Source organism: Streptomyces sp. NPDC093089, assembly GCF_044754405.1.
Lineage (GTDB): Bacteria > Actinomycetota > Actinomycetes > Streptomycetales > Streptomycetaceae > Streptomyces.
Window position 1 is genome coordinate 550,685 of record NZ_JBIVPA010000001.1, and the last position, 25,300, is coordinate 575,984.

At 71.5% G+C, this 25,300-nt stretch carries 23 protein-coding genes and 1 tRNA gene; 5 read left to right on the forward strand and 19 right to left on the reverse strand.

Translation table 11 applies throughout. The features are described from left to right. Positions 1 to 21 precede the first annotated feature (21 nt). From ACIQFX_RS02620 to ACIQFX_RS02660, 9 genes are all read right to left on the reverse strand, one after another. A complete protein-coding gene (locus ACIQFX_RS02620; protein ID WP_402458146.1) occupies positions 22 to 828 on the reverse strand; it encodes an HAD family hydrolase in 807 nt (268 codons plus the stop codon). Further along, entirely contained in the window at positions 825 to 2,114 is a 1,290-nt protein-coding gene (serS, locus tag ACIQFX_RS02625) for a serine--tRNA ligase (protein WP_402458148.1), read from the reverse strand. Before serS ends, ACIQFX_RS02620 begins: the two co-directional genes overlap by 4 nt. A 496-nt stretch (positions 2,115 to 2,610) precedes the next feature. Continuing rightward, positions 2,611 to 3,546, reverse strand: coding sequence for a prephenate dehydratase (pheA, locus tag ACIQFX_RS02630; protein ID WP_402458151.1), 936 nt, complete (start codon positions 3,544 to 3,546; stop codon positions 2,611 to 2,613). A gap of 57 nt (positions 3,547 to 3,603) precedes the next feature. Then, on the reverse strand, positions 3,604 to 4,875 hold the full coding sequence (gene efeB / locus ACIQFX_RS02635) for an iron uptake transporter deferrochelatase/peroxidase subunit (RefSeq protein WP_402458155.1): 1,272 nt from the start codon (positions 4,873 to 4,875) through the stop codon (positions 3,604 to 3,606). Between the two features lie 5 nt (positions 4,876 to 4,880). Beyond that, positions 4,881 to 7,025 (reverse strand): copper resistance CopC/CopD family protein, encoded by a 2,145-nt coding sequence (locus ACIQFX_RS02640; RefSeq protein WP_402458157.1) that lies wholly within the window; start codon positions 7,023 to 7,025, stop codon positions 4,881 to 4,883. Positions 7,026 to 7,049: 24 nt separating this feature from the next. Further along, positions 7,050 to 7,502 (reverse strand): copper chaperone PCu(A)C, encoded by a 453-nt coding sequence (locus tag ACIQFX_RS02645; protein WP_402458160.1) that lies wholly within the window; start codon positions 7,500 to 7,502, stop codon positions 7,050 to 7,052. Then, positions 7,499 to 8,206 carry an SCO family protein gene (locus tag ACIQFX_RS02650; RefSeq protein WP_402458163.1) on the reverse strand — a complete coding sequence of 236 codons (708 nt, stop codon included), beginning with the start codon at positions 8,204 to 8,206 and terminating at the stop codon, positions 7,499 to 7,501. Before ACIQFX_RS02650 ends, ACIQFX_RS02645 begins: the two co-directional genes overlap by 4 nt. 36 nt (positions 8,207 to 8,242) lie before the next feature. Beyond that, positions 8,243 to 8,992 (reverse strand): YcnI family protein, encoded by a 750-nt coding sequence (locus ACIQFX_RS02655; protein WP_402458166.1) that lies wholly within the window; start codon positions 8,990 to 8,992, stop codon positions 8,243 to 8,245. 112 nt (positions 8,993 to 9,104) lie between these two features. Further along, positions 9,105 to 9,875, reverse strand: a complete 771-nt coding sequence (locus tag ACIQFX_RS02660; RefSeq protein WP_402458169.1) for a hypothetical protein — start codon at positions 9,873 to 9,875, stop codon at positions 9,105 to 9,107. Between the two features lie 225 nt (positions 9,876 to 10,100). Between ACIQFX_RS02660 and ACIQFX_RS02665 the strand changes: the two genes are divergently transcribed. Further along, complete coding sequence (locus ACIQFX_RS02665; RefSeq protein WP_402458172.1) at positions 10,101 to 10,559, forward strand: ATP-binding protein; 459 nt, start codon at positions 10,101 to 10,103, stop codon at positions 10,557 to 10,559. A gap of 79 nt (positions 10,560 to 10,638) precedes the next feature. Here ACIQFX_RS02665 and ACIQFX_RS02670 read toward each other — a convergent pair whose 3' ends face one another. After that, entirely contained in the window at positions 10,639 to 12,102 is a 1,464-nt protein-coding gene (locus ACIQFX_RS02670) for an aminopeptidase P family protein (protein ID WP_402458174.1), read from the reverse strand. 127 nt (positions 12,103 to 12,229) lie between these two features. Then, positions 12,230 to 13,681, reverse strand: coding sequence for a PP2C family protein-serine/threonine phosphatase (locus ACIQFX_RS02675; protein ID WP_402458177.1), 1,452 nt, complete (start codon positions 13,679 to 13,681; stop codon positions 12,230 to 12,232). Positions 13,682 to 14,235: 554 nt separating this feature from the next. On the opposite strand from ACIQFX_RS02675, the gene ACIQFX_RS02680 reads away from it, so the two are divergent. Further along, positions 14,236 to 14,916, forward strand: a complete 681-nt coding sequence (locus ACIQFX_RS02680; protein WP_402458179.1) for a bifunctional DNA primase/polymerase — start codon at positions 14,236 to 14,238, stop codon at positions 14,914 to 14,916. A gap of 314 nt (positions 14,917 to 15,230) precedes the next feature. After that, positions 15,231 to 15,827 carry a hypothetical protein gene (locus ACIQFX_RS02685; protein WP_402458181.1) on the forward strand — a complete coding sequence of 199 codons (597 nt, stop codon included), beginning with the start codon at positions 15,231 to 15,233 and terminating at the stop codon, positions 15,825 to 15,827. Between the two features lie 219 nt (positions 15,828 to 16,046). Here ACIQFX_RS02685 and ACIQFX_RS02690 read toward each other — a convergent pair whose 3' ends face one another. The 3 genes from ACIQFX_RS02690 to ACIQFX_RS02700 form a co-directional block, all read right to left on the reverse strand. After that, positions 16,047 to 17,024, reverse strand: a complete 978-nt coding sequence (locus ACIQFX_RS02690) for a DUF5926 family protein (protein ID WP_402458184.1) — start codon at positions 17,022 to 17,024, stop codon at positions 16,047 to 16,049. 232 nt (positions 17,025 to 17,256) lie between these two features. After that, positions 17,257 to 17,859 (reverse strand): ATP-binding protein, encoded by a 603-nt coding sequence (locus tag ACIQFX_RS02695; RefSeq protein WP_402458186.1) that lies wholly within the window; start codon positions 17,857 to 17,859, stop codon positions 17,257 to 17,259. A 117-nt stretch (positions 17,860 to 17,976) separates the two neighbouring features. Then, the gene (locus ACIQFX_RS02700) at positions 17,977 to 18,798 is read right to left on the reverse strand and encodes a glycerophosphodiester phosphodiesterase (RefSeq protein WP_402458189.1); all 822 of its coding nucleotides are present in this window, start codon (positions 18,796 to 18,798) and stop codon (positions 17,977 to 17,979) included. A 207-nt stretch (positions 18,799 to 19,005) separates the two neighbouring features. Between ACIQFX_RS02700 and ACIQFX_RS02705 the strand changes: the two genes are divergently transcribed. Next, complete coding sequence (locus tag ACIQFX_RS02705) at positions 19,006 to 20,616, forward strand: S1C family serine protease (protein WP_402458191.1); 1,611 nt, start codon at positions 19,006 to 19,008, stop codon at positions 20,614 to 20,616. Between the two features lie 99 nt (positions 20,617 to 20,715). Here ACIQFX_RS02705 and ACIQFX_RS02710 read toward each other — a convergent pair whose 3' ends face one another. Next, positions 20,716 to 21,030 (reverse strand): hypothetical protein, encoded by a 315-nt coding sequence (locus ACIQFX_RS02710; protein ID WP_402458194.1) that lies wholly within the window; start codon positions 21,028 to 21,030, stop codon positions 20,716 to 20,718. A gap of 460 nt (positions 21,031 to 21,490) precedes the next feature. Here ACIQFX_RS02710 and ACIQFX_RS02715 point away from each other — a divergent pair. Beyond that, positions 21,491 to 21,575, forward strand: a tRNA-Ser gene (locus ACIQFX_RS02715). A 310-nt stretch (positions 21,576 to 21,885) separates the two neighbouring features. Here ACIQFX_RS02715 and ACIQFX_RS02720 read toward each other — a convergent pair. From ACIQFX_RS02720 to ACIQFX_RS02735, 4 genes are all read right to left on the reverse strand, one after another. After that, on the reverse strand, positions 21,886 to 22,353 hold the full coding sequence (locus ACIQFX_RS02720) for a hypothetical protein (protein ID WP_402458197.1): 468 nt from the start codon (positions 22,351 to 22,353) through the stop codon (positions 21,886 to 21,888). Positions 22,354 to 22,561: 208 nt separating this feature from the next. Next, complete coding sequence (locus ACIQFX_RS02725; protein WP_402458200.1) at positions 22,562 to 23,800, reverse strand: hypothetical protein; 1,239 nt, start codon at positions 23,798 to 23,800, stop codon at positions 22,562 to 22,564. Further along, positions 23,797 to 24,543 carry an ABC transporter ATP-binding protein gene (locus ACIQFX_RS02730; RefSeq protein ID WP_402458203.1) on the reverse strand — a complete coding sequence of 249 codons (747 nt, stop codon included), beginning with the start codon at positions 24,541 to 24,543 and terminating at the stop codon, positions 23,797 to 23,799. Before ACIQFX_RS02730 ends, ACIQFX_RS02725 begins: the two co-directional genes overlap by 4 nt. A 111-nt stretch (positions 24,544 to 24,654) precedes the next feature. After that, positions 24,655 to 24,993, reverse strand: a complete 339-nt coding sequence (locus ACIQFX_RS02735; RefSeq protein WP_402458206.1) for a hypothetical protein — start codon at positions 24,991 to 24,993, stop codon at positions 24,655 to 24,657. Between the last annotated feature and the right edge of the window lie 307 nt (positions 24,994 to 25,300).

The window sequence follows — 25,300 nt, forward strand, 5'->3', positions numbered from 1 at the left end:
GCCTTCGTCGCGTTCGGAGGGTCAGGCCGACAGCAGCCGTTCCAGGACGACCGCGATGCCGTCCTCCTCGTTGGAGGCGGTCACCTCGTCGGCCACCGCCCGGAGTTCCTCGTGCGCGTTCCCCATGGCCACGCCGTGGGCCGCCCAGCCGAACATCGGGATGTCGTTCGGCATGTCGCCGAAGGCGATCGTCTCCGCGGCCTTCACGCCGAGGCGGCGGGCCGCGAGGGAGAGGCCGGTCGCCTTGCTCAGGCCGAGCGGGAGGATCTCCACGATGCCGGGCCCGGCCATGACGACGTCGACGAGCCCGCCGACGGTCTCACGGGCGGCCCCGGTCAACTCGTCGTCCGTCAGCGTCGGGTGCTGGATGTACAGCTTGGTCAGCGGCGCCGACCACAGCTCCGCCGGGTCCTCGTACGGCACGTACGGCAGGGGGCCTTCCTGCGCCCGGTAGCCGGGGCCCATCAGGACCTCGCCGTCCAGACCGTCACGGCTCGCGGCCAGGGCCAGCGGGCCCACCTCGGCCTCGATCTTGGACAGGGCGAGCCCCGCGAGCTGCCGGTCCAGGGTCAGCGAGGTCAGCAGCCGGTGCTCGCCGGCGTGGTAGACCTGCGCGCCCTGCCCGCAGACCGCGATCCCCTCGTAGCCGAGGTCGTCGAGGATGTGCCGGGTCCAGGGCACCGCCCGGCCGGTGACCACGATGTGCGCGGCGCCCGCCGCCGTCACGGCGGCGAGCGCGTCCCGCGTACGGCCCGAGACGGACTCGTCGGAACGCAGCAGCGTGCCGTCGAGGTCCGTCGCGACCAGGCGGTAGGGGAAGGGGCTCACTTGGCGATCGGCTCCAGGACCTCGCGGCCGCCGAGGTAGGGCCGCAGGACCTCGGGCACCCGCACGGAACCGTCGGCGAGCTGGTGGTTCTCCAGGATCGCCACGATCGTGCGCGGTACGGCGCACAGGGTGCCGTTCAGGGTGGCCAGCGGCTGCACGGTCTTCTTGCCGCCCTGCTCGTCGCGCATGCGGACGGAGAGGCGACGGGCCTGGAAGCTGTCGCAGTTCGACGCGGAGGTCAGCTCGCGGTACTTGCCCTGGGTCGGGATCCACGCCTCGCAGTCGAACTTGCGGGAGGCGGAGGCGCCGAGGTCGCCGGTGGCGACGTCGATCACCTGGAAGGGCAGCTCGAGGCCGGTCAGCCACTGCTTCTCCCACTCCAGGAGGCGCTTGTGCTCGGCCTCGGCGTCCTCCGGCGCGACGTACGAGAACATCTCGACCTTGTCGAACTGGTGGACGCGGAAGATGCCCCGGGTGTCCTTGCCGTACGTGCCGGCCTCGCGGCGGAAGCAGGGCGAGAAGCCCGCGTACCGCAGCGGAAGCTTGTCGGCCTCGATGATCTCGTCCATGTGGTACGCCGCGAGGGGCACCTCGGACGTGCCGACGAGGTAGTAGTCGTCCTTCTCCAGGTGGTACACGTTCTCCGCGGCCTGGCCGAGGAAGCCGGTGCCCTCCATGGCGCGCGGACGGACCAGCGCGGGGGTCAGCATGGGGATGAAGCCGGCCTCGGTGGCCTGCGCGATCGCCGCGTTGACCAGGGCGAGCTCCAGGAGCGCGCCGACGCCGGTCAGGTAGTAGAAGCGCGAGCCGGAGACCTTGGCGCCCCGCTCGACGTCGATGGCGCCGAGCGCCTCGCCGAGCTCCAGGTGGTCCTTGGGCTCGAAGCCCTCGGCCGCGAAGTCGCGGATGGTGCCGTGCGTCTCCAGGACGACGAAGTCCTCCTCGCCGCCGACCGGGACGTCCGTGTGGACGATGTTCCCGAGCTGGAGCAGGAGGCGCTTGGCGGTCTCGTCGGCGTCGTTCTGTTCGGCCTCGGCGGCCTTGACGTCGGTCTTGAGCTGCTCGGCCTTCTGGAGGAGCTCGGCGCGCTCCTCGGGGGTGGCCCTGGGGATCAGCTTGCCGAGCGCCTTCTGCTCGGATCGGAGCTCGTCGAAGCGGACGCCGGACGACCTGCGCCGCTCATCGGCGGAGAGCAGGGCGTCGACGAGCGCGACGTCCTCTCCACGGGCGCGCTGGGAGGCGCGAACACGGTCGGGGTCCTCACGGAGCAGGCGAAGGTCAATCACCCCACCAGGCTACCGGTGCGCGTTCGCCCGGCCCTACCGGATAAGGGCGCGCGTTGTCGTGCGTGCGGTTTTGCCCGAATTGGGGCCCGCGTGAATGCTGGACCCGGGGCCTCGCATTCACTTATCCACAGGCTGTGCGGAAGATCTGTGGACTACGGAGAAGAGTTCACGGATTTCCGTCGCCACTCCTGGGAATTCCGTGATCAAACACCATTCCCCCACTCATTTGGGTGGGAATTGCTCGCTCCAAAGGGTTGATCGGGCGAGAGGTGCTGACGCGGGCGCCCGTTGGGCGCTGTGGACGGGCGTCGACTGGGCGAGGAATCGGCAGGGTGATTTGTCGACCTTGTCGGAGTGAGGTGTCGACTTGTCCCCAGGCTGGGGGGAAAGCCTGTGGATAACTTCTGTGGGTAACTGAAAAGTATGCAGGTAGGACTAGTGGTTCGTACCTGTGGACGACCGCCCCCGGCGGCGGGAGCGGTCGGTCACCATCGGATCAGGCCCGACCGTCCTGGGCCCTCGCCAACCAGTCGGAGGCCGCAGTGAACGCCTGGTCCGAAGTCCCGCGCCGCAGCGGCAGCACGTCCTCGACGGCGACACCCGCCCTCGGGTACGAGCCGAGGAACCGCACCTGGGGGCAGATCCGCTTGAGCCCCATCAGCGCCTCGCCCACCCGCCGGTCCGAGATATGGCCCTCGGCGTCCACCGCGAAGCAGTAGTTCCCGATCCCGGCCCCCGTGGGGCGGGACTGGATCAGCATCAGGTTCACCCCACGCACCGCGAACTCCTGGAGCAGTTCGAGGAGGGCACCCGGATGATCGTCACCCAGCCACAGCACCACCGAGGTCTTGTCCGCACCCGTCGGGGCCGCCGGGCGGGCCGGCCGGCCCACCAGCACGAAGCGGGTCTCGGCGTTCTCCGCGTCGTGGATCTCCGTGACCAGCGCTTCGAGGCCGTACGTCGCCGCCGCGAACTCCCCCGCGAAGGCGGCGTCGAAGCGGCCCTCCTGCACCAGCCGGGCGCCGTCCGCGTTGGAGGCGGCCGACTCCCACACCGCGTCGGGCAGGTGCGCCCGCAGCCAGTTCCGCACCTGCGGCTGGGCCACCGGGTGGCCCGTCACCGTCTTGATCTCCGAGAGCCTGGTGCCGGGCCGCACGAGCAGCGCGAAGGCGATCGGGAGGAGCACCTCGCGGTAGATCATCAGCGGCTCGCCGGAGGCCAGCTCGTCCAGGGTCGCGGTCACCCCGCCCTCGACCGAGTTCTCGATCGGGACGAGCGCGGCGGCGGCCTCCCCGTTCCGCACGGCGTCCAGCGCGGCCGGGACGGAGACCATCGGGACGAGCTCCCGCGTCGCCGCCTCGGGCAGCGTACGGAGCGCGGCCTCCGTGAAGGTGCCCTCAGGGCCGAGATACGTGAACCGGGTGGCGGACATACCGTCACCCTAATGGTCGCCGGAGGCGCGGGCCGCCCGCTCGAACAGACTCTCCGCTCACGCCTCCAGGAGCCGCTGGCCCACGTACTCGCCCTCGGCGGGGCCGCCCGGCACGGCGAACAGGCCGCTGGCCTCGTGGCGGATGAACGCGGACAGCGCGTCCCCCCGGTCGAGCTTCCGCTGCACCGGGACGAAGCCCTTCAGCGGGTCCGCCTGCCAGCAGACGAAGAGCAGCCCGGCGTCCGGAGTCCCGTCCGGACCGATCCCGTCGTGGAAGGAGAACGGCCTGCGCAGCATCGCCGCCCCGCCGTTCTGTTCGGGGGCGGAGATCCGGGAGTGGGCGTTGTCGGGGATCACCGGCTTCCCGTCGGGGCCGAGCTTGTTCAGGTCGAGCTCGGTCGTCTCGCCACCGCCGCTGAGCGGCGCCCCGTCGGACTTCCGCCGCCCGATCACCCGCTCCTGTTCGCCCTGCGGCAGCTTCTCCCAGTCGTCGAGCAGCATCCGGATCCGGCGCACCACCGCGTACGAGCCGCCCGCCATCCACTCCTCGGCGCCGCCGGCCCCGGCCGGGACGAAGATCCGCCGGTCGAAGTCGGGGTCCGTGGGCTTCGGGTTCCCGGTGCCGTCGACCTGGCCCATGAGGTTGCGGGCGGTCATCGGCTTCGCGGTGGCACCGGCCGAGCGGTTGAAGCCGTTCATCTGCCAGCGGACCCGGGCGGCGTCGCCCGCGTCCTTCTGCAGGGCGCGCAGCGCGTGGAAGGCGACGAGCGCGTCGTCGGCACCGATCTGCACCCACAGATCGCCCTCCGAGCGCCTGGCGTCCAGGGCGTCGGCGGAGAAGGCCGGCAGCGGGTCGAGCGCGGCGGGGCGGCGCGCGGCGAGCCCGGTGCGGTCGAAGAAGGTGCGGCCGAAACCGAAGGTGACCGTGAGGGAGGAGGGACCCGCGTCGAGCGCGACACCCGTGTCCCCGGTCGGCGCCTCGCCCGCCATCAGCGTCTTCGCCGTGGCCGACCAGCGGCGCAGCAGCGCGGCCGCCTCCTTGCGACCCGCGCCGGGGGCGAGGTCGAAGGCGACCAGATGGCCGCGCGACTGGAGGGGGGTGGTGATGCCGGCCTGATGTTTCCCGTGAAACATCACCTCGGTCGCGCCGACGGTGGTCAGCGCCGGCGAGCCGGCCCCCCCGGACCCGTCGGCGCCGTCGCCGCCGGACACGGCCGCGGAGACGCCGACCCCGCCGGCCGCGCCGATGACGAGCCCGGCGGCGCCCGCCGCGCCGACGGTGCCGAGCAGGCGCCGCCGGGAGATCTCAAGGTTGTCGCTGTCGGTCACGTCGCTCAGCCGATCTTCACGTTCTTGTCGATGGTGGTCTGGTCGATCTCGGAGGTGCGGACGGTGACCTGGATCTTCCACTCGCCCGGCAGCGGGATCTGGACGCCGCTCGCGCTCCAGTGTCCGGTCTGGATCCGGTCGGGGGCGACGGGCAGCGGCCCGATGTCCTTCGCCTCCAGGGTGAGGGCCACCTTGATCTCCGGGACGTCCAGCGGCTTGCCGTTGGGGCGCTCGACGAAGAGGTGGAGCGCGTTGGCGCCGGTGCGGCCGGGGTCGAGGCTGAGCCGGACGACGCCCTTGCCGTCGACGCCCCCGGTGTCGAACGGCAGCCGGATGTCGACCGGCCGGTCGGGCACCGCGGCGGGACCGGCTGCGGTGGCGCCCGCCTTTCCGGCCTCCTCCTCGGTGCGGCCCGGCTCGGTCGACGTGAGGATCGTGGTCACGGCGAGCAGTACGACGGCGACGGCGGCCTCCGTCAGCACTGAGCGGCGCAGCCCGGCCCGCTCCGGATCGGCGTCCCGCTCCCGCTTCCGCCGCGCGGTGGCCACGGCGGCCCGCTGCCGGGCCAGCTGCGCGGCCCGCTCGGGGGCGATGTCGGCGGCCTCGGCCTCGGCCTCGGACTCGGACTCGGAGCCGGACTCGGGCCCGGAATCGGACTCCGAGGCAGCCTCGTACTCCGAGGCGTCCCCGGTCCCGGAGACAGCCCCGGCCCCGGCCCCGGCCCCGGTCTCGACCTCGGCCTCAAGCTCGGCGTCGGTGTCGGCGTCGATACCGGCGTCGGCCTCACCGTCGGCCCCGGCCCCGGCCCCGGCCCCGGTCCCAGTCCCGGCCCCGGTCCCAGTCCCGGCCCCGGTCCCAGTCCCGGTCCCAGTCCCAGTCCCGGCTCCGGCCCCGGTCCCGGTCCCGGTGGTGTCGGCCAGGCGTTGGGTCCAGCGGCGGGACGTCCAGGCGATGCCGATGAGGACGGCGAGGAGGCCGAGCTTGACGAGGAGCAGCCGGCCGTAGCTGGTGCCGGTGAGGGCGGACCAGGAGCCGACCTGGCGCCAGGACTGGTAGAGCCCGGTGGCCGCGAGGACGGTCACGGAGCCGAAGGCGACCGTGGAGAAGCGCGCGACGGCACGGCGATCGAGGGACGGCGCCCGGTAGAGGGCGACGAGGAGGACGGTGAGCCCGCCGAGCCAGGCGGCCACGGCGAGGAGGTGGAGGATGTCGACCGGCATGGCGATGCCGGGCTGGATGCCGGTCGAGGCGTGCTCGGCCAGGGCCCAGGTGCCGGCGATGCCCGCGGCGACGACGGTGCCGCCGATGCCGAGTCCGAAGGCGAGGTCCTTCCTCTCCTTCGGGTCGGTGCGCCGGGGGTAGGCGCCGAAGAGGACGGCCACGAAGAGCGCGGCGGCGCCGAGCAGCAGCAGCCGGGAGGTGAGCGCGGCCCCGGTCTTGGTCTCCAGGACGGCCTTCAGGCCCGCCAGGTCGAAGGCGTCGGCGAGCTCGCCGGAACCGGTGTAGGGGTTGCGCAGGAGCAGCATCACCAGGGTGGCTCCCGTGAGGGTGAGCCAGCCCCGTACGACCGTCTGCTGGACGGGCCGGACGCTCGCGCCGCGCGGCCAGCAGACCAGGACGAAGGCGCCGCCGCCGACGAGGACGGCGAATCCGGCGTACGAGAGGTAGCGCGCGATGCCGTAGAGGACGCCGACGGGTCCGCCGCCGGCCGCCTGGTCGGGCAGGGCGACGGAGGTCGTGGAGGGGGCGCCGATGGAGAAGGTGAAGGCGCCGGCGATGGGGTGGCTGTCGGCCGAGACGGTCTGCCAGGCGACGGTGTAGGTGCCGTCGGGCAGTCCGGCGCGGAGCCCCACCCCGTAGCGGACGACGGATCCGCTGCACAGGTCCCGTATCTCTCCGGTGTCGGCCCGCCGGCCCGCCGGGTCGAGGACCCGGATCGAGTCGGTGCTCATGGCCACCTGTTCGGAGAAGGTGAGGTTCACCTCCTTGGGGGCGGTGGCGACCACCGCCCCGTCCTTCGGGTCGCTTCCGGTCAGCGCCGCGTGCGCGGAGGCGGGGGCGGCGCCGGCGAGGAGCGTGCCGAGCAGCGCGGCCGCGAGGACGAGCAGCCGGGCCAGGGCGGTACCGAGGCGCGGGGCGGTGGTTGTCATCTCTGTGTCACTCCGTCAACGAGCTCAGTGCTGCTGCGGGTTGTGGTTGGCGGCCTCGACGGGAACGTCGACCGTGATGGGGTCGGCCTTCTCGAAGTGCAGCTCGATGCTGACCTTCTCGCCCTGCTTCGGCTTCGACTTCAGTTCCATGAACATGATGTGGTTGCCGCCGCGTTCGAGCTTCAGCTCCCCGTTCGCGGGGATGTCGAAGGACTTCACCTCCCGCATCTTCTGGTCCTTCGTCTCGTGGATGGTGACGTCGTCGGAGAGCGGGCTGGTGACGGAGGTGAGCTTGTCCGCCGTGTCGCCGTCGTTCTTGATGGTGAGGAAGCCGCCCGCCATGTCCATCACCGGCTGGGGCATGAAGGCGCCGCTGACCTCCAGGCGGGGCTTGCCGTCGGAGGACGAGCACCCGGTCAGCGCGAGCGAGGCGGCGAGCGCCACGGCGGCGGTCAGGGCGGTGGTGCGGCGGTTCACGGGTTCTCCCCCTTGATGATCTTCGGCAGGTCCTTGGCGTAGTCGTCGACGGACGCGTCCTCGCCGTACAGGACGTAGCCCTGGTCGGTGGCGGGCGAGAAGGCGATGACCTGGGCTCCGTGCATGGAGACGACCTTGCCGTCCTCCACCTTCGGCGGGTCGATGCCGATGCCGATCTGCTTGGCGCCCGCCTGGATGGCGGAGAAGTCGCCGGTGAGACCGGTGAAGGAGGGGTCGCCGGCGGCGGGCAGCCACTTGGCGAGCTCGGCGGCGGTGTCCCGCTGGGGGTCGGTGGTGACGAAGACGACCTGGAGCTTGTCCTGGTCGGCCTTGGGGAGCCGCTTCTTGGCGATGGCGATGTTGCTCATCGTCAGGGGGCAGACGTCGGGGCAGTGCGTGTAGCCGAAGTAGATGAGGGTCGGCTTGCCCTTGGTGCGCTCGACCAGGTCGTACTTCTCGCCCTTGGTGTCGGTGAGGACGAGCGAGGGCTTGGTGAACGGCCGGTCGAGGACGGTCGCGGCCTTGGTCGGGTCGGTGCCGCCGGTGACCTCGGCGACCGGCCCGGAGGCCTTGTCGTCGGTGCCGCCGAGGCCGACGGTCGCGGTGAGGCCGATCGCCGCGGCGATGGCGACGGCGGCGATGACCAGGGGGGTGCGCCGCCCGGGGCGGGCCGTGGCCGCCCCGGACGTCTTCTCTTCAGACATGGTGGTTCTTTCGGTTCTCGGGTGGGGGTGCGGCCGTCAGGCCGAGCGGCGGCGTCCGGCGAGGAGGCCGAAGGCGAGGCCGGCGACACCCACGAGGATGCCGACGACGCCGAGGACGCGGGCCGTGGTGTCGCTCGACGAGGGTGCGGCCGCGGTCTCCTCGTGGCCGCCGGCCTTGTCGTCGTGCCCGCCCTTCGCGTCCGCGGAGGCGGTGGCCGTGGGAGTGGCGCCGCCGCCGTGGTGGTCGGCGGACGCGGCGGAGAGCTTCAGGACGGGGGCCGGGTTCTGCGGCTCCTCCGTGCCCTCCTTCGGCTCCTCGATCCAGCGCACGACCTCCTTGTTGTCGTACGTCTGGATCGCCTTGAGCACGAGCTCGTCGGCGTCCTCGGGCAGCCGGCCGAGGGAGAGCGGGAACTGCTGGAACTCGCCGGGGCCGATCTTCGAGCCGTCGGCGGTCCAGGTGACCTTGGCGACGGCCTGGTCGATCTTCTTGCCGTGCAGCTCCAGCGGCTTGTCGAGCTTGCTCTTGGTCACCACGGCCTTCCAGCCGGGGACGGGCTGCGGCATGACCGAGGCCAGCGGGTGGTCGAGCGGGAAGTTGACCTCGACCTTCACGGTGGAGGCGTTGTCGCGCTCGTTCGGGACCTTGAGGTTGACGGTCGCGTAGCCGCCCTTGGCGGCCTCGCCCTGCGGCTGGACGCTGATGTGCGCGAAGGCCGTACCGGAGAGCAGGACGACGGAGGAGAGGGCGATACCGCCGGCGAGGGCGACACGGGAGACGTTCATGGCAGAGGACACTCCAGCTCGGAGGAAGACGGGGAGTCCGGCGCGCCGGGGGACGGTGTCCCCGCACGGGCGTGCGGACGAGCGCGGCCCCGCTCCCGGTGAGCGGTCCGCGTCAGGCTGCGAGGACGCAGTCGGCGGCCGGCGGGCCGCGCCTGATCACCGTGTTCCTGAGTGCCTCGGCCACCGGCGGCGGCGAGGAGTCGCCCGCGGTGCGGACGGCCGGCCGCGGTCCCGTGCGCGGGTCCGTCGGCAGTCCGGCGAGCAGGGCCCGTACGAGGCGCAGCGCGGCCCGCAGGGAGCGCACCGGAGCGCACTCGGCGAGCTCGGTGGCGCCCTGCTCGGAGAGCTCGACGAGCCGGCGGAGGGCGCGGTCGCCGCGGCGCAGCAGCCAGCCCGTGGCCAGCGCGGCGAGCAGGTGCCCGAGGAGCATGGGCAGCCCGGGCAGCAGGTCGCCGGCGGGCGCGGCGGCGTGCCCGGTGTGGGCGTGCGGGCCGGCCGGGTCGAGTCCGGCGTCGGTGACGATCCGGGCGGCGTCGGCGGTGCTGAGGGACGTCGGTCCCGCTCCGCAGACGAGCCGGGCGGCCATCCGTACGAGGGCGTCGTCGGCCTCGGTGCCCAGGGCGAGCCGGCGCTGTCCGAGGCCGAAGAGGACGTGCAGGCCGAGCTGCCCGCCGGCGAGGGTGGTGACGACGAAGCCGAGGGAGCGCTCGCGGTCGGCGAAGAGGACGGTGATCCCGAAGACGCCGAGGAATCCGGCGAGGAGGGTCCACAGGGCGATCCCCGCGCAGGCGGCGAGGGCGTGGCCCAGCGCGGACAGCACGACGCAGACCGCGGTGAACACCGCGGCCCTCAGCAGCCGTGGAGCGAGCGCGGGGGCATACATGGCGGGCCCATCATCGCACCAGGGTCCGCACCGCCATGCGGCAGGTCCGGAAGGTCGTTCTTGGGCCTCTTCGGGGTGACATACGGGGGTCTTCGGCCCGGCATACACCGGCGCACGACCGGTCGCATCCGCCGAACGAGCGCTCTTGACGGCTTCGGGCGCTTACGAAGGGTTCCGTCCGGCAATAGGTATCGGTATGTCGAGCCGCTGCCGGGAGGCTGGAGCATGAGCATCTGGTGGTCACTCCATCTGCGGCGCGAGGCCGCGAGCGTGCCCCTCGCCCGGCGGCTCCTGCTGGGCACCATGGAGACGGCGGGCGTCGATCCCGACGTGTCCTACGACCTGTCGGTCGCGCTCACGGAGGCCTGCGCGAACGCGGTCGAGCACGGTGGCGGGGCCGGGCCCGGCGCGCCGGGCGGATCGCCCTCGGGGGCGTACCGGGTGACGGCGTACCTGGACGGCGAGACCTGCCGCATCGAGGTGGCCGACGCGGGACCGGGCTTCCCGGGCGCCGGGGCGCCGCGGGTGCCGTCGGACGACGCCGAGCACGGCCGGGGGCTGCGGCTGATCGAGGAGCTCGCCGACCACGTGCAGTTCGGGAACCGTTCGGTCCGGGGCGGCGCGGTGGTCAGTTTCGACAAGATCCTGAAGTGGCGGGACAGCCCGTCCCTGCTGCTGGCCTGAGCCGGGGCGTACGCGGACACGGGGAAGGGCCCCCGCCGGTCGGTCGGCGGGGGCCCTTCGGTTCCAACGTACGCGGAGGTCAGCCCTTCAGCGCGGCCATCCACGCCTCGACCTCGTCGGAGCGGCGCGGCAGCGCGTCCGACAGGTTCCGGTTGCCGTCCTCGGTGACGAGGATGTCGTCCTCGATGCGGACGCCGATGCCGCGGTACTCCTCCGGCACGGTCAGGTCGTCGGCCTGGAAGTACAGGCCCGGCTCCACGGTCAGGCACATGCCCGGCTCGAGGGTGGTGTTCACGTAGTTCTCGGTGCGCGCGGCGGCGCAGTCGTGGACGTCCATGCCGAGCATGTGGCCGGTGCCGTGCAGGGTCCAGCGGCGCTGGAGGCCGAGCTCCAGGACGCGCTCGACCGGGCCCTCGACGAGGCCCCACTCGACGAGCTTCTCGGCGAGGACGCGCTGGGCGGCGTCGTGGAAGTCGCGGTAGGCGGCGCCGGGCTTCACCGCGGCGATGCCGGCCTCCTGCGCCTCGTACACGGCGTCGTAGATCTTGCGCTGGAGCTCGGTGTACCGGCCGTTGATCGGCAGGGTGCGGGTGATGTCGGCGGTGTAGAGCTCGGTGGTCTCCACGCCGGCGTCGAGCAGCAGCAGGTCGCCGGAGCGGACGTCGCCGTCGTTGCGCACCCAGTGCAGGGTGGTGGCGTGCGGGCCGGCGGCGCAGATGGAGCCGTAGCCGATGTCGTTGCCCTCGACGCGGGCGCGCAGGAAGAACGTGCCCTCGATGTAGCGCTCGCTGGTGGCCTCGGCCTTGTCGAGGACCTTCACGACGTCCTCGAAGCCGCGGGCGGTGGAGGCGCAGGCCTTCTCCAGCTCGGCGATCTCGAAGGCGTCCTTGACGAGGCGGGCCTCGGAGAGGAAGACCCGCAGCTCCTCGTCGCGCTCGGCGGTGACCTTGTCGGTCAGCGCGGCCTCGATGCCGGCGTCGTGGCCGCGGACGTTGCGGACGGGGCCGGTGGCCTCGCGCAGCGCCTCGGCCAGCTCGCGGACGTCCTTGGCGGGGATGCCGAGGAGCTGCTCGGCCTCGGCGAGGGAGTGGCGGCGGCCGACCCACAGCTCGCCCTGGCCGTGCAGCCAGAACTCGCCGTTCTCGCGGTCGGAGCGCGGCAGCAGGTAGATCGTGGTCTCGTGGCCGTCGGCGGTGGGCTCCAGGACGAGGACGCCGTCCTGGGTCTGGTCGCCGGTGAGGTACGCGTACTCGGTGGAGGCGCGGAAGCTGTACTCGGTGTCGTTCGACCGGGTCTTCAGGTTTCCGGCCGGGACCACCAGGCGCTCACCCGGGAAGCGGGCGGAGAGGGCGGCGCGGCGCGCGGCGGTCTCGCCGGCCTGGGCGATCGGCGCGAGGTCGCGCAGCTCGGTGTCGGCCCAGCCGGACTTCATGTTCTCGGCCAGTTCGTCGGAGACGCCCGGGTAGAGGCCGTTCTTCCGCTGCTTGATCGCCTGCTCTTCGGTCGACTCTTCCGGGGTCTCCGGCGTGAGCTCCTCGGCCACGGGTCTGCCTCCTCTTGGTACGACACTGAACCCCCACCATCGTACGGTCGTACGGAAGGGGGCACAGGGCCGGAAGGCCTCTTACCGAAGAGTCACGTTCCGCTTACACCCATCGGGCTCGCGGGGATCACTCGAAGCGCGCGGCGAGCAGGACCACGTCCTCCCCGTCCACGGCGGGGTCGAGGCCCTCGGGCAGCAGGGTCCGCAGGACGTGGTCGGCGACGGCGCCGGGGTCGCCCCGGTCCGCCTTCGGCACGCTCGCGGCGGCCGCGTGCAGCCGGGCGAAGGCGCGGTCCATGGCGTCGCCGGTACGGCGGAGCAGCCCGTCGGTGTAGAGAAGCACCGTTTCTCCGGGTGCGGGGGACAGCTCCAGGCTCGGCGCCTCCCAGCAGGAGAGCATGCCCAGCGGGGCCGACAGCGAGGTCTCGACGAACTCGGTCCGCCGGTCACCGACGACCAGCGGCGGCGCGTGCCCGGCCCCGGCGAGGACGATCCGGCGCTGCGCGGGCTCGGCGTACGCGAACAGTGCGGTCGCCGAGCGGGCGGGCTCGGTGAGCCGGAGCAGCAGTTCCAGGTCCGAGAGGACCGCGACCGGGTCCTCGCCCTCCATCACGGCGTACGCCCGGAGCGAGGCGCGCAGCCGGCCCATCGCGGCGAGCGCGCTGGGTCCGGTCCCGGAGACGGAGCCGACGGCGAGCCCGAGGGCGCCGTCGGGCAGCGGCAGCGCGTCGTACCAGTCGCCGCCGCCCAGCGCGCCGGTGCTGTGGCGGGCGGCGAGTTGGACGCCGGGGACGCGCGGGAGGCGGCTGGGGAGCAGCTCCTCGGCGACGGTGGAGATCTGCACGCGGGCGCGCTCGACCTGGAGGAGGCGGGCGAGGTGCTCGGTGGCGAAGCGGCCGTAGAGCCCGATGAGGTGGCGCTGGCGGTCGGTGGGTTCGGCGGGCTCGTCGTAGAGCCAGACGGCCGCGCCGAGCCGGCCGGCCTCCTCGGTGGCGAGGGGGAGGGCGTAGCTGGCGGCGTAGCCGAGGCGGGCGGCGACCTCGCGGTGGCGCGGGTCGAGGCCTTCCTCGGTGCGCATGTCGCGGATGGCGATGGGATCGGGGACGTGGCCCGGGCGCCCGGAGTCGGGGAGGCCGTCGAGCAGGCGGCCGTAGCTGGTGGCGCCGCGCGGGACGGTCTCGATGGTGCCGAGGTCGGCGTGGGCGAGGCCGAGGCCGATGGTGGCGGCGGGGCCGAGGCCGTCGGCCGGTTCGAGGACGGCCATGCCGCGGCGGGCGCCGACGAGCGCGGCGCCGGCGCCGAGCGCCTCGCGGAGGGCCTCGTCGAGGGAGGAGGTCCTGATGAGGCGCTCGGTGAGTTCGTGCAGCGTGGTGAGGTCGGAGACCCACGCGGCCAGCCGGTCCTGGATCAGCGCTCCGGGTGGCGGGACCGCGTCGGAGGGGGGCGCTGCCGCCGGGACACCGGGGAGGGGCGCCGTAGTGTGCGGGGGCCCGGGGACCGTGGCATCGATTCCAGCCACTTTCGGCATGTGCGGGGCACTCATGTCAGTCGGCTTTCCGACCGGTGCGTTTGACGCCATAGCATCGCAAACCCCCATGTCATTCCGAGCCGCTCGATGCCTCCACATGTACACGCACCGGAGGAACGATGTCCAGCATTGTCCCCATGGGACTTGTGGTGTCCAGGAGGTCGTGCGCAAGGGTTGAAGTGCGCGGGAAGTTGGCCGAAAATTGTCCCCGGTGTGCACCTTTTGCGGTCGACTGGCGTCGTTTGAAAGCGCGTCATTCCGAGCGTGCTGGGTACGTAATCGGTGACAGGCAGGGGCAGTTGGAGCTGCCCCGGAACGTGACGCGGGACCCCGGCGTCTTTCATGCCGCAGGCCGCATCCCCCTCCCGCGTGGCGGGGAACGTGTTCCGACCCGCCGCCGGAGACGGCTCGGCACCACCTGGTTCTGACCTGGCTCCACCTGGTTCCACTCGGCTCGACCCGGTTCCACCTGGTCCCGGCCCGGTCGGCCCCGCTCCGACGCGGGGCGTCACCCCGCCGACCCGGTACGCGCTGATACGCACGGTGAAGTGTCCTGCACATGGTGTGATGTGGATTCGGCGTTCAACGGAAAGGAACGAGCGCTCATGCGCGAGATCCTCGGAAGGCGACGCAGGCTCCGGTCCCGGCGCAAGGCGAGGACCGCCCGGCTCGACGCGGCGGTCACCTTCGCCGTCGAGTGGGACTGGCCCGTCCTGCCGGGAGCGGGCCTGAGAACGACGACCCGTACGGCCGCCGGCGCGGCCTGCGCCTGCCCCGACCCCGACTGCGCGGTCCCCGGGGCGCACCCGTACGACCCCGGACTGCTCGCGGCCACCACGGACGAGCGGATGGTCCGCTGGTGGTGGACCCGGCGTCCGGACGCTCCGGTGCTCCTCGCCACCGGCGGCCGCGCGCCCTGCGCCGTCAGCCTGCCCGCGGTGGCGGGCGCGCGGGCCCTCGCCGCGCTCGACGCGGCCGGCATGCGGCTGGGCCCGGTGGTCGCCACCCCGACCCGGTGGTCGATCCTCGTCGCCCCGTACGGCCTCGAACGGCTGGGCGAGCTGCTGTACGCGAAGGACAGCGTGCCCAGCTCGCTCCGGTTCCACGGCGAGGGCGGCTACCTCCTGCTGCCGCCCTCCGTCACGGGCACCGGCCAGGTCCGGTGGGAGCGGGCGCCCCTCGCGGGCTCGGCCCGCCCCTGGCTGCCCGACGTCGAGGCGGTCGTCGACGCCCTCGTCGAGGCGAGCACGAGCACCCCGGGCGGCGGAAGCCGACTGACGTACTGAGGGGGCCGGGGCGCCGGGGCGGCCGGAGCTGTCCTGACGCCTGAGAGGCCATGGCGGGCGCGGTCGTGCTCAGTGCCGGGATGCCGGGGCGGGCGCGGCGGTGCGGCGCCTGGGGTGCCGGGGCGGGTGTGGCGGTGCCGGCGCCCGGGATGCCGGGGCGGGCGCGGTCGTGTTGGCGGGCGTTCACCCGAACGGGTGTGTCCGGGGTCGACTTGTCCGGGAAACGGGCGCGCGGCAGGCGGGGCGCCCGCCGCCCGCCGATATGTTCACCCCACCGTTCGAGATCTCCAGCCGAGCAGGAGCAGGTGGGTTCCATGAGTCCGGTGAACCTCCGCGTGGTCGGACTCGGGACCGCCGTCACGGTGGCCGTCCTGCTGCCGCTCGTCGCCATGGCGGGGCCGACGGGGGACCCCGCGCGCTCCTCCGGCGCGGGTGACGCGAAGGCGGGGGAGCTGCTGAGGGGCCTCGGCCTCGGGCCGCGTACGGCCGCTTCTCCCGCGTCCCCCACTCCTCCCGCTCCGGCCGCTCCCGGCGCGGCCGCCGCTCCGGCGTCCCCGGAGCGGGTCACGCGCTGCGGTCCGGAACTCGCCTCCCCCGAAGGGGTCGAGGCGCAGACCTGTGTGCTGAGCGAGGGCCTGGACGTCTGGGCGCGCACGTACTACCGGAACGCCACGCGCCAGGACCTCGACGCGTTTCTTACCCTCATGGCCCCCGGCGGGCGGACCGTTCACGTGCGTTGCCCGGTTCCCGCGCAGGACGAGCCGGGAACCTGTGAAACGCCTCCGGAGCGTGCTCGCGGCGCGGCCACCGCCTATACGGCGGTGTCGGAATTCGCGGGCACGGGAGAAGGCGCGGGAACCCCGCTGTTGCTGCGCTCGGGCAGCAACACGGCGGACAGCGAAGGAAGTTGAGCGTCGACGCGCCGGCCGAGCCGGAAGCGGACATGGAAAGGCCCGATCGCTGGCGACGGGGGATGCACCAGCGACCGGGCTTCCAGAACGGTAACAAGAGATCTGCTGTTCGCAAATTCGATCTCGGTTATTCGGACAGGGATTTACCCGTCCCCCGACCGTGTTGTGGCGGAAGTCACCGACTGGTCGGTCTGTCAGTCACCGATACCACCTGGGGTATCAGCTGAGAGTCACCTGACGGTTCGTGAGGCCGCCGCGCGCCCGGCGCTCCTCCGCCGTGAGCGGAGCGTCCGAGGCGAGCGCCCCGGCCAGCCGCTCGGCGAACTCGGCCGCGGGCTTCTCGCAGTCCTCGGCCGTCATCGACGACGGCAGGTCCCACACCGGCACCATCAGGCCGTGTGCCCGGAAGGAACCGACGAGCCGGGTGTCCGCGCCGAGGGAGGTGCCCTCGCCGGCCTGGAGGCGGGCGAGCGCGTCCAGGAGCTTCTCCTCCGGGTACGGCATGACCCAGCGGAGGTGGTTCTTGTCCGGAACCTCGCACCAGTACGCCGAGTCGACGCTCGCCAGCTTCACGGTCGGGATCGCGGCCGCGTTCGCCCGCTCCAGGGAGGCCGCGACCTCCGGGTCGCCGCCCTCCGCGGACTGCGGGATCCAGAACTCGAAGCCCGTGTGGACCTCGGGCGCGAACACGGCGTCCGCGTCGAGCAGCTCCTGCAGGCGCGGACCCTCGGCCGGCACGCGGCGCGCGGGGACCGGGGTGCCCGGCTCGGCCTCCAGGGCGCGCTGGAGGGTGTCGGCCAGATCGCGGGCGAGGTCGCCGGAGGTGGAGTCGTTCTGCAGGGCGAGCAGGACGGAGCCGTCGTCGCGGCGGAGCGCCGGCCACGCCATCGGCAGCACGGTCGCGAGCGTCACGGACGGCACGCCCTCGGGCAGCCCGCCCTTCAGGGTGAGCGGCACGGTGGCGGCGGGCACCAGCTCGCGCAGCGCGACCCAGTCGCACTCGCCCGGCAGGCCCTCGAAGGGGCGCTGGACGAGCTCGGTCACGGCGTGTGCGGCGGCCCGGCCGTGGCACGCCTTGTAGCGGCGGCCCGAACCGCACGGACACGGCTCGCGGGCACCGACGACCGGGATCTCCCCGCTCGTGACCTGTGCCTGACCGGTCTTGCCGGCCTTCGTCTGGGGGCGCTTCTTGGCCATGGTGTGGCTTTCTCCCGATCGCGGCGTGCTGCGCGCTGTGTGCGCTGAGTGCGTGCTGTATCGGGCGCGAGCCTAGCCGCACCGGGCCCGGGTGCCCCTCAGGCGGGGCGCGGAGCCCCGTCGCGGGACCGGACCTCGCCGGTCCGTCGTGCGGGCGTCGATTTCTCGCCGCCCGGGGCGTCGGGGCCTTGCCAACCGGGCCCGTCGGGTTCCGGTCGGTCGCGGTCCGGGGTCAGTCCAGGTCGTCGTACGCGTCCAGGAAGTCGAAGCCGGAGCCGCCGCCGACGCGCGCCGCGAAGTCCTCGCGGCGGTGTCCCTCGGTGACCACCACCCAGACGGTGACCTCGCCGGTCGCGCTGTCCCGTACGCCCCAGTCCTGGGCCAGCGCGCCGATGATGTTCAGCCCGCGGCCCCCGTGCGCGGTGACGGAGGGCGTCGACGGAACGGGGCGCGTCGGACCGCCGCCGTCCGTGACCTCGACCCGCAGGCCGCCCGCCGGATCGACCCGCCAGGCCGCCCGTACGTCACCGTCGCCCCGATCCGAGCACCCCAGCGGCCTGCCGTACCGGCAGGCGTTGCTGAGCAGCTCGGAAAGGATCAGCACCGCGTCGTCGACGACCGATTCGGAGACCCCGCTGCGGTACAGCTCGTCCCGCATCCGGTGCCTCGCCTCACCTACGCCGGCAGGGCCATGGGGAACGGCCATGCTCGACGACGTGGGCACTTCTTGTGCCACCACCAACGCCACCCCCGAGACCTCCTTTGCCCCACGCCACCGTGTGGATGCCCCAATGGCCTGGACCGGAAACCGGCCAATCCGCGTTCGATGAGGCACTCGTGACGATCGCGTACACACGGAACGCGCCGGTGCACTCCCTGTAAGTCCTGTTGTGTCCCGTGAAGGGTGGGAAAGGAGAGGCGGGCGAACACGGAGAAGTCGGTATATCGACGCTCAGTCGCGACCCAGTTGGGCGAGCACCTGCTTCGGGCGGTTGGTGATGATCGCGTCGACGCCCAGGCGCTCGCAGAGCTCGACGTCCTCGGCGTCGTCCACCGTCCAGACGTGGACCTGGTGCCCGGCCTTCTGGAGCCGCAGGACCACCGCCGGGTGGTGGCGGACGATCCGGATCGACGGACCCGCGATGCGCGCGCCCGCGGGAAGCCGCCCGTCGCGCAGCCGGGGCGAGACGAACTGGGCCAGCGAGACCGTGGGCAGCGTCGGCGCCGCCGCGGCGATCCGGTGCAGCGAACGCGCCGAGAAGCTCATGATCCGTACGGGAGAGTCGTCCGGGGACTCCGGCTCGTCCAGGCCGAACCGCTTGAGCAGCTGGAGCAGCCGCTCCTCGACCTGGCCCGCCCACCGGGTCGGGTGCTTGGTCTCGATCGCCAGCTCGACCCGGCGCCCGGCGTCGGAGACCAGCTCCAGGAGGCGCTCCAGGGTGAGGACGGACGTCGAGCCGGGATCGCTCCAGTCCGGGCTCTCGCCCGACTCGTCGCGGCCCTTCCAGGTCCCGAAGTCCAGCGCCGCGAGGTCGGCCAGTTCGAGGGTGGACACGGCGCCGCGGCCGTTCGAGGTGCGGTCGACGCGGCGGTCGTGGACGCAGACGAGATGGCCGTCGGCGGTGAGTCGGACGTCGCACTCCAGGGCGTCGGCGCCGTCCTCTATGGCCTTCACGTACGCGGCCAGGGTGTGTTCCGGGGCGTCCTCGGACGCTCCGCGGTGGGCGACGACCTGGAGGGGGACGCGGTTCGGGTGCTGCCGTGCGTGGGTCACGGCGTCATGGTGCCATTGGCGGGGTGCGGCGGGCACACCGGAGCAGGTCCGTTCTGTCCGTATATAAAGATGTGGGTGCGTACGCACAGCTCCGCCTTACAGCGGTCTGACGTCCGGTGGGAAAAGCTGGTGCAGCACCCTGGAGAAGTAGAGCAGTAGGTGGTCGGCAGGATCACCGCCCCGCGCAGTCAACGAGGAGAGCGAGCTGTGAGCACCGAGAACGAGGGCACGGCGGTTCCGGCGGACCCGGCTGCCCCGTCCGCCCCTCCCACGCCTCCCGCACCCCCGACGACTCCGCCCACGAAGAGCGCGACGGATGCGTCGGACACGGCGGACATGCGAGACACGGTGGCCGCGTCCGCCCCGGCCGCTCCCGCGGAGCCCGAGCCCGCCCCGACGCAGACGCTGCCCCGGACCGAGTCCCAGGCGCCCGCCCCCGACCAGGCCCCCACGCAGGCCCAGCCCGCCTACGACCAAGGCCCCACGCAGGCCCAGCCCGCCTACGACCAGGCCCCCGGCCACGCTCGGCCCGCCGCCGACCCGGCTCACGCCCAGCACGGCTACGCCCAGGCCCCGGCGGCCGCGCAGGCGCCGGCCCACGCCGGCGCCGGTGGCTGGCCGCCGCCCCCGCCCGCGGTACCGGCGTGGGGCGCGCCGCCCCCGCCCGCGCAGCCCGCCCCCGGGGGCCGGAAGCGGGCCGGCGGGATGGTCGCGGCCGTCCTGGTGGCGGCGCTCGTCGCCGGCGGCATCGGCGGAGGCATCGGCTACTGGGCGGCGGAGCGCGGCGACAACGGCGGCTTCAGCTCGACCACGGTCTCCTCCGGCGACGCCCCGGCCTCCTTCAAGCGCGAAGCGGGCACGGTCGCCGCGGTGGCGGCGAAGGCGCTGCCGAGCGTGGTCACCATCCAGGCGAAGTCCGGCGGCAGCGAGGGCGAGGGCGAGGGCGGCACGGGCACGGGCTTCGTGTACGACCAGGAGGGCCACATCGTCACCAACAACCACGTGGTGGCGTCGGCCGCGGACGGCGGCACGCTCTCCGTGACCTTCTCGAACGGCAAGTCGTACGACGCCGAGGTCGTCGGCCGGGCCCAGGGCTACGACGTCGCCGTACTGAAGCTGACGAACGCCCCGAAGGGGCTGGCGCCGCTGCCGCTCGGCGACTCCGACAAGGTCGCCGTCGGCGACTCGACGATCGCGATCGGCGCGCCCTTCGGCCTGTCGAACACGGTGACGACGGGCATCATCAGCGCCAAGAACCGCCCGGTCGCCTCGGGCGACGGCTCCGGCGGCAGCAACTCGTACATGAGCGCGCTGCAGACCGACGCCTCGATCAACCCGGGCAACTCCGGCGGCCCGCTGCTCGACGCGAGCGGCGCCGTGATCGGCATCAACTCGGCCATCCAGTCCACCGGCAGCGGCTTCGGCCAGTCCCAGGCGGGCTCGATCGGCCTCGGCTTCGCCATCCCGGTCAACCAGGCCAAGAACGTCGCCCAGCAGCTGATCAAGACGGGCAAGCCGGTCTACCCGGTGATCGGCGCGACCGTGAACATGAACGACAAGGGCGGCGGCGCCACCATCGCCTCCCAGGGCGCCGGCGGCACCGCCCCGGTCACCGCGAACGGCCCGGCGGCCAAGGCGGGCCTCAAGGCGGGCGACGTGATCACCGGCTTCGGCGGCCACCAGATCGACAGCGGCCCCACCCTCATCAGCGAGATCTGGACCCACAAGCCCGGCGACTCCGTCGAGGTCACGTACGAGCGCGACGGCAAGACCGCCACGGCCACCGTCACCCTCGGCGAGCGCACCGGCGACAGCTGACGACCCCCGCCGCACACGAGGGAGGGGAGCACCGGACACCCGGTGCTCCCCTCCCTCGCGTCACGCCCGCCCGGTCGGTGCGGAGCGACGGCGGGCCGGTCAGCCGCGGGCGGACGCGGGCGGCGGGGAGTCCGGCGGCACGTTCGAAACCCGCCGCCAGAGACGACGTGCCGCAGGGGCGGGCTCCTGGCGCCACTCGTCGACGACCCGGGCGACCGGGCTCGGACTCTCCGTGACCGTCTGCAGGTCCCGGAACAGGAGCTCGGTGAGCTCGCCGTCGAGCCGCTCGCCGACGCCTTCCGAACTCCACCGCACCATGAGCTGGGCGGCCCGGTCCAAGCCGTCCTCGGTCGCCTGCGGATAGGCCGGCGCCAGGGATGCCCGGGCGATCTCCACCGCGCTTCGCGTACGCATCCGTCAACCCCTCCAGTTCGTCCTGCTCATCCTGCTCGTCCTGCTCGTTCTGCGCGTTCTGCGCGTTCTGCGCGTCATGGCCGGACGGACCCATGGGGTCCGTCGGCCCCGTTGACCCCGTCGGCCCCGTTCAGATCCGGCGCGCCGCGCACACGACGCACTGTCCGGCGGTGGCGGCGGATCCAGGTTGTACGGCACAGGAAGACTGCTGATGGACAACGGTGATGCCCCTCCAGATCCGACGCCATTCCCACCCCGAACCGGTCCCCCGGGCACAGGCGCCACGCCGGAACCGCACCGACGAACTCGTCCACCGTTCCCACGTGTTGACCGGACCGAACAGGATCATCCCCCGCCCCACCACCGCTCGACCCTCCGCGCACCCCGAAAAGTCAGTACATCCGCAGCAGCGCCCAGCCGGTAGGCTGTAGCCGCTCCGCAGCAGGTGAGGCGGGGCACAGGTGGGTTGCCCGAGCGGCCTAAGGGAACGGTCTTGAAAACCGTCGTGGCGCGAGTCACCGTGGGTTCAAATCCCACACCCACCGCGCAGGTCAGCATGTGTGCTGGTCACAAGGGGCGCCCCTGGCATGGGGCGCCCCTTGTATAGGGATCCTGTCTCACTTTGATCCGCCCTTGTCACGTCTCTGATCAGCGTGTGTGGACCAGATGTGGACCAGATTCGCGCAGCAGCATCGGCGAGCGCACAGGGACATGGGCGTACTGCTCGGTGTTCGCCGCGTTGCGGGGGATATCTCGACAGCTGCTGTCCTTCTCTCGATGGGCGAGAGAAGGATCAAGGGTGCGTTGAGGACGGTCCTTGAGCACTTCAGGAGTGGAAACAAGGCCCGCGTGCGCTCATCTGCGAGGGGTCAGCATCCGTAGCCGCCACGGTGTGAGCACGAAGGCAATGAGGCCAATGGCGAAGAGAGCGAGGCTGACCGCGAGGCCGAGAGGATGCTCACCTGCGGGGAGCCTGGTGAAGTCCCACCACGGGTAAGAACCGTTCGAGTCCCGGACGCCCCAGTAATTGAGGATGCTGAGGGCCAGTGCAGGCAGAACCCAAGCCTGCCGCCATCCGAGGAGCCGCCCGCTCAGCAGACCGACGCCGGTCCACCCCGGCAAAGCCAAGGCCATGGCTTCGAGCACTTGACCTTCGACCTTGATAGCGCTGGTGCCCAGAAACACCACCATGCTCACGCACCAGAGCCCGGTCAAGCGCATCGCTCGGCCCCGGTGGAAGCGGCGGGTAGCAGATGCTTCCAGGTCGGCCATCGGGCTGTGCAGAGCCAGCAGCGGCAAAACACCGGCGAACATCGCGAGCATCCGCCAACTGGGTGTGCTGGATTCCTCGCCCCCCACGGAGGTTGGGAGCGGGCTGGGCGTGTCGCCGAGCCAGGCCACTGAGATACCGACTACGAGCACTCCAACTAGTACCGCAGCTGGTCGCTGCACGCCGCAGGCCGGGCGGAAGCGTCCTTCGGAACGGCTATGCCGGCCCGAAGTGGCGACGTCCTCCGTTGCCGTTTCAGCGTCATGCACAGTAGGTCTCCAGGACGAACTTGACAGTATCGCGCGCCCAGCGTTCCTGTTCAGCCGACGACTTGTCCACCATAGCCATCCCTTTCTGGATGGCAGCAGCTTGCGACGCGGACATGCCACTCTCGGTGTACTCCGGCCTGCCACCGCCAGCGAGGCGCTTCTCCAACCAGCGCTCCAGAGCGAGCACGGACTGGTCTCCAGCCTTGGTGTACTTCTCCCAGCCACCCTGCTCGCAAGCCTTGAAGGTCGTCCCGGACACAGCACGCGTTACGCCATCGGCCAGTGCCCACTCGGATCCGCTGTCCAGGTCGAAGTCACCGACAAGGTGGTTGCCCATCCGGATCAGACCGAGGGAGTAGACCTTGTCCGGCATCAAGAGTTCCTTGGGAAGGCCGTCGGTACGGGCAAGCACCCGTTCGGCCATCGCTTGGTACTTCTCTTCTTCCGGCCACAGGCAAATCGAGGTTGAACCCTTCACACAGAGCATGGTGCTGGAGTCCCACCTGGGCTCGATCACCGAGACTCCCGTGGCTACAGCCGTTGAAGTGAGAGCGACGAGGGCGGCGACTCCGGGCACCGCAGCGCGCAACATCCTCTCCCTTCCGAGGGGCAACCACAGGCACACGCCGAGCAGCAGGACGGCTGCTGCGATCCGAGCTCCGATCAACAGCAGGTCGGGCTGCTCCCGAGCCGGGCCACCTACCACCACGAGGTCGCTCTTCACCGCCAGGTTGACGATCACCCATCCGAACGCGCCGGCGAGAGGACCCCAACGACTAGGGAGGATGCGTCCGACAAGCCAGCCCCATCCGCAAGCCAGCATGAGAGCGGCCAAGCCGAGCAGCGCATAGCCGAGATATTGGTTGAAACCGGGGGGCCACGTACGCGCGGTGATGGAGAACGCGACGAGCTGACCAATCAGATAGGGCACGAGCACGATGAAGAGCAGTGCGAGCATGCGAGGCAGCTCGGTGCGCTGAGAGGTCCGAGGCATCGCACGAAGCGGTTCAAGGACTTCGGGTCGGTCGCGGAGGGACGCGGTCCATGCGGCGGCACCCGCGGCAAACATGCCCAGGTAGAGGGTAGGCGTCTGAGCCGTGGCACCCGTGTCTCCCCACAAGCCGTGCCAGAAGTCGTCCCGGGCCAGAATGAGCACCACATCAAGGACGAGAAGGGGAGGGAGGAACCAGCGCAGCGGAGTAGAGCGCAGGTGTAGCAGGAACGACTTCACAGGTGTCGCTCCTCAGCCGGGAGAAGCTCCATGTATGCACGCTCCAGCGGGGTTCCCCCAGGCATGCCCTCGCGTCCGTGTGCCGCCATCTCCGTTGTCGTTCCGTCGAAGAGGATGCGGCCGCTGTGTAGTACGACAACCCGGTCACATACGGCAGCCACATCATCAATGAGGTGGGTACTCAGCAGGACGGTCGTGTCCTTGAGTTCAGAGAGGATGCGGCGGAACTGAAGACGCTGACGTGGGTCAAGGCCCACGGTCGGTTCGTCAAGAATGACGAGCCCGGGGCGGCCTACGATGGCCCAAGCGATGCCTGCACGCTGACGCATTCCGCCGGAGAGGCGGGACATCCGCTCGTTTCGGCGGTCTGCAAGGTCTACTTGGTGAAGTGCTTGCTCGACCGCCTGCGAGCGATGATCATCGGGGACTTCTCTCAACCACGCTGCGTACTCGACGAAGTCGCGGATCCTCATCCCAGGGTCCCAGCCGAACTTCTGTGGCAAGTAACCAATGCGGCGCCGTACTGCTTGTGCCGTTCGCTCGCTTGTGACGTTGGTTTCGTCAAGCGTGAGTGTTCCACCCACAGGAGGTTGCACCGTCGCCAGGGTCCGCATCAGAGTTGTCTTGCCTGCGCCGTTCGGCCCAAGAAGGCCGGTTACGCCGGGCTTGAGCGTCAAATCCAAACCGTCCAGGACGACTCGTGATCGGTACGCTTGTCGCAGTTTAGACAGCTGAACGTGCATGGGGTCCCTTTTACGGTCGAGGCATACAATCGGCACACGGCCCTTCCGTCCGCAGCTGCAATGCGGACGGAAGGGCCCCTGGCGTCAATCCTCCTGAGACGGAGGCGCCGTTTACGAGAAGTACCAGGTGCTGCCCACGTTCACGCTCCACGTGCAGTCAGCACCGTCGACGACGGCGGTGCTGTACCGGTAGCGGTAGATCGTCATCTCCTCGTCCGGCTCGTAGCTGCAGGCAGCCGTCGTCTTGTAGTTGCCGGTCTGCCAGGCGCCGCCGGAGCCGCAGAGCTGGTCCCAGTCGGTGTTGTAGTAGCGCCCGAAGCAGTTGTTGGCCGAGTTGCTCTGGGTGTAGGCCGACGCGTTGGTCGCGAACATCACCGAGGCGCTGCCGGCAACCAGAAGCGCCGCAGCGGTCGTGACCGCGCGCGCCTTCAGAGCAATGCTGTTACGCATGTCCGATCCCTTTTGTGCGAATGTGTGGGAACTTGTTGAATGCGGATCATTCAATGCGGACGCGAGATCTTAGGCAACTAACTTACGACAATCCGCAGTATGATCCCCGTCACATTCTCGATTCGGTGCGGTGCTCGACGAAGGTCAGCTTGATTCCGCTGAACCTGCAGGGCCGATCGCTCGTCTTGTGCGGTGCTGGGGCGTTGACCTGCATGGAAGCCATGAAATACGCCACGCTTGAAGGGTCCGCAGCGGTCATTTTTCGCCAAAGTGGGAAAGTTTCCTTCTGGTTGCACTGAGGTGTGCA

What these genes read in the sequence shown, in the direction of transcription:
- ACIQFX_RS02655 (WP_402458166.1), bottom strand. Translation starts at nt 8,992, where the DNA reads ATGAACGTCTCCCGTGTCGCCCTCGCCGGCGGTATCGCCCTCTCCTCC.
- ACIQFX_RS02720 (WP_402458197.1), bottom strand. Translation starts at nt 22,353, where the DNA reads ATGCTCGCGATGTTCGCCGGTGTTTTGCCGCTGCTGGCTCTGCACAGC.
- ACIQFX_RS02685 (WP_402458181.1), top strand. Translation starts at nt 15,231, where the DNA reads ATGAGTCCGGTGAACCTCCGCGTGGTCGGACTCGGGACCGCCGTCACG.
- pheA (WP_402458151.1), bottom strand. Translation starts at nt 3,546, where the DNA reads ATGTCCGCCACCCGGTTCACGTATCTCGGCCCTGAGGGCACCTTCACG.
- ACIQFX_RS02660 (WP_402458169.1), bottom strand. Translation starts at nt 9,875, where the DNA reads ATGTATGCCCCCGCGCTCGCTCCACGGCTGCTGAGGGCCGCGGTGTTC.
- ACIQFX_RS02735 (WP_402458206.1), bottom strand. Translation starts at nt 24,993, where the DNA reads ATGCGTAACAGCATTGCTCTGAAGGCGCGCGCGGTCACGACCGCTGCG.
- ACIQFX_RS02680 (WP_402458179.1), top strand. Translation starts at nt 14,236, where the DNA reads ATGCGCGAGATCCTCGGAAGGCGACGCAGGCTCCGGTCCCGGCGCAAG.
- ACIQFX_RS02665 (WP_402458172.1), top strand. Translation starts at nt 10,101, where the DNA reads ATGAGCATCTGGTGGTCACTCCATCTGCGGCGCGAGGCCGCGAGCGTG.
- ACIQFX_RS02675 (WP_402458177.1), bottom strand. Translation starts at nt 13,681, where the DNA reads ATGGCGTCAAACGCACCGGTCGGAAAGCCGACTGACATGAGTGCCCCG.
- ACIQFX_RS02690 (WP_402458184.1), bottom strand. Translation starts at nt 17,024, where the DNA reads ATGGCCAAGAAGCGCCCCCAGACGAAGGCCGGCAAGACCGGTCAGGCA.
- ACIQFX_RS02640 (WP_402458157.1), bottom strand. Translation starts at nt 7,025, where the DNA reads ATGACAACCACCGCCCCGCGCCTCGGTACCGCCCTGGCCCGGCTGCTC.
- ACIQFX_RS02730 (WP_402458203.1), bottom strand. Translation starts at nt 24,543, where the DNA reads ATGCACGTTCAGCTGTCTAAACTGCGACAAGCGTACCGATCACGAGTC.
- ACIQFX_RS02650 (WP_402458163.1), bottom strand. Translation starts at nt 8,206, where the DNA reads ATGTCTGAAGAGAAGACGTCCGGGGCGGCCACGGCCCGCCCCGGGCGG.
- ACIQFX_RS02710 (WP_402458194.1), bottom strand. Translation starts at nt 21,030, where the DNA reads ATGCGTACGCGAAGCGCGGTGGAGATCGCCCGGGCATCCCTGGCGCCG.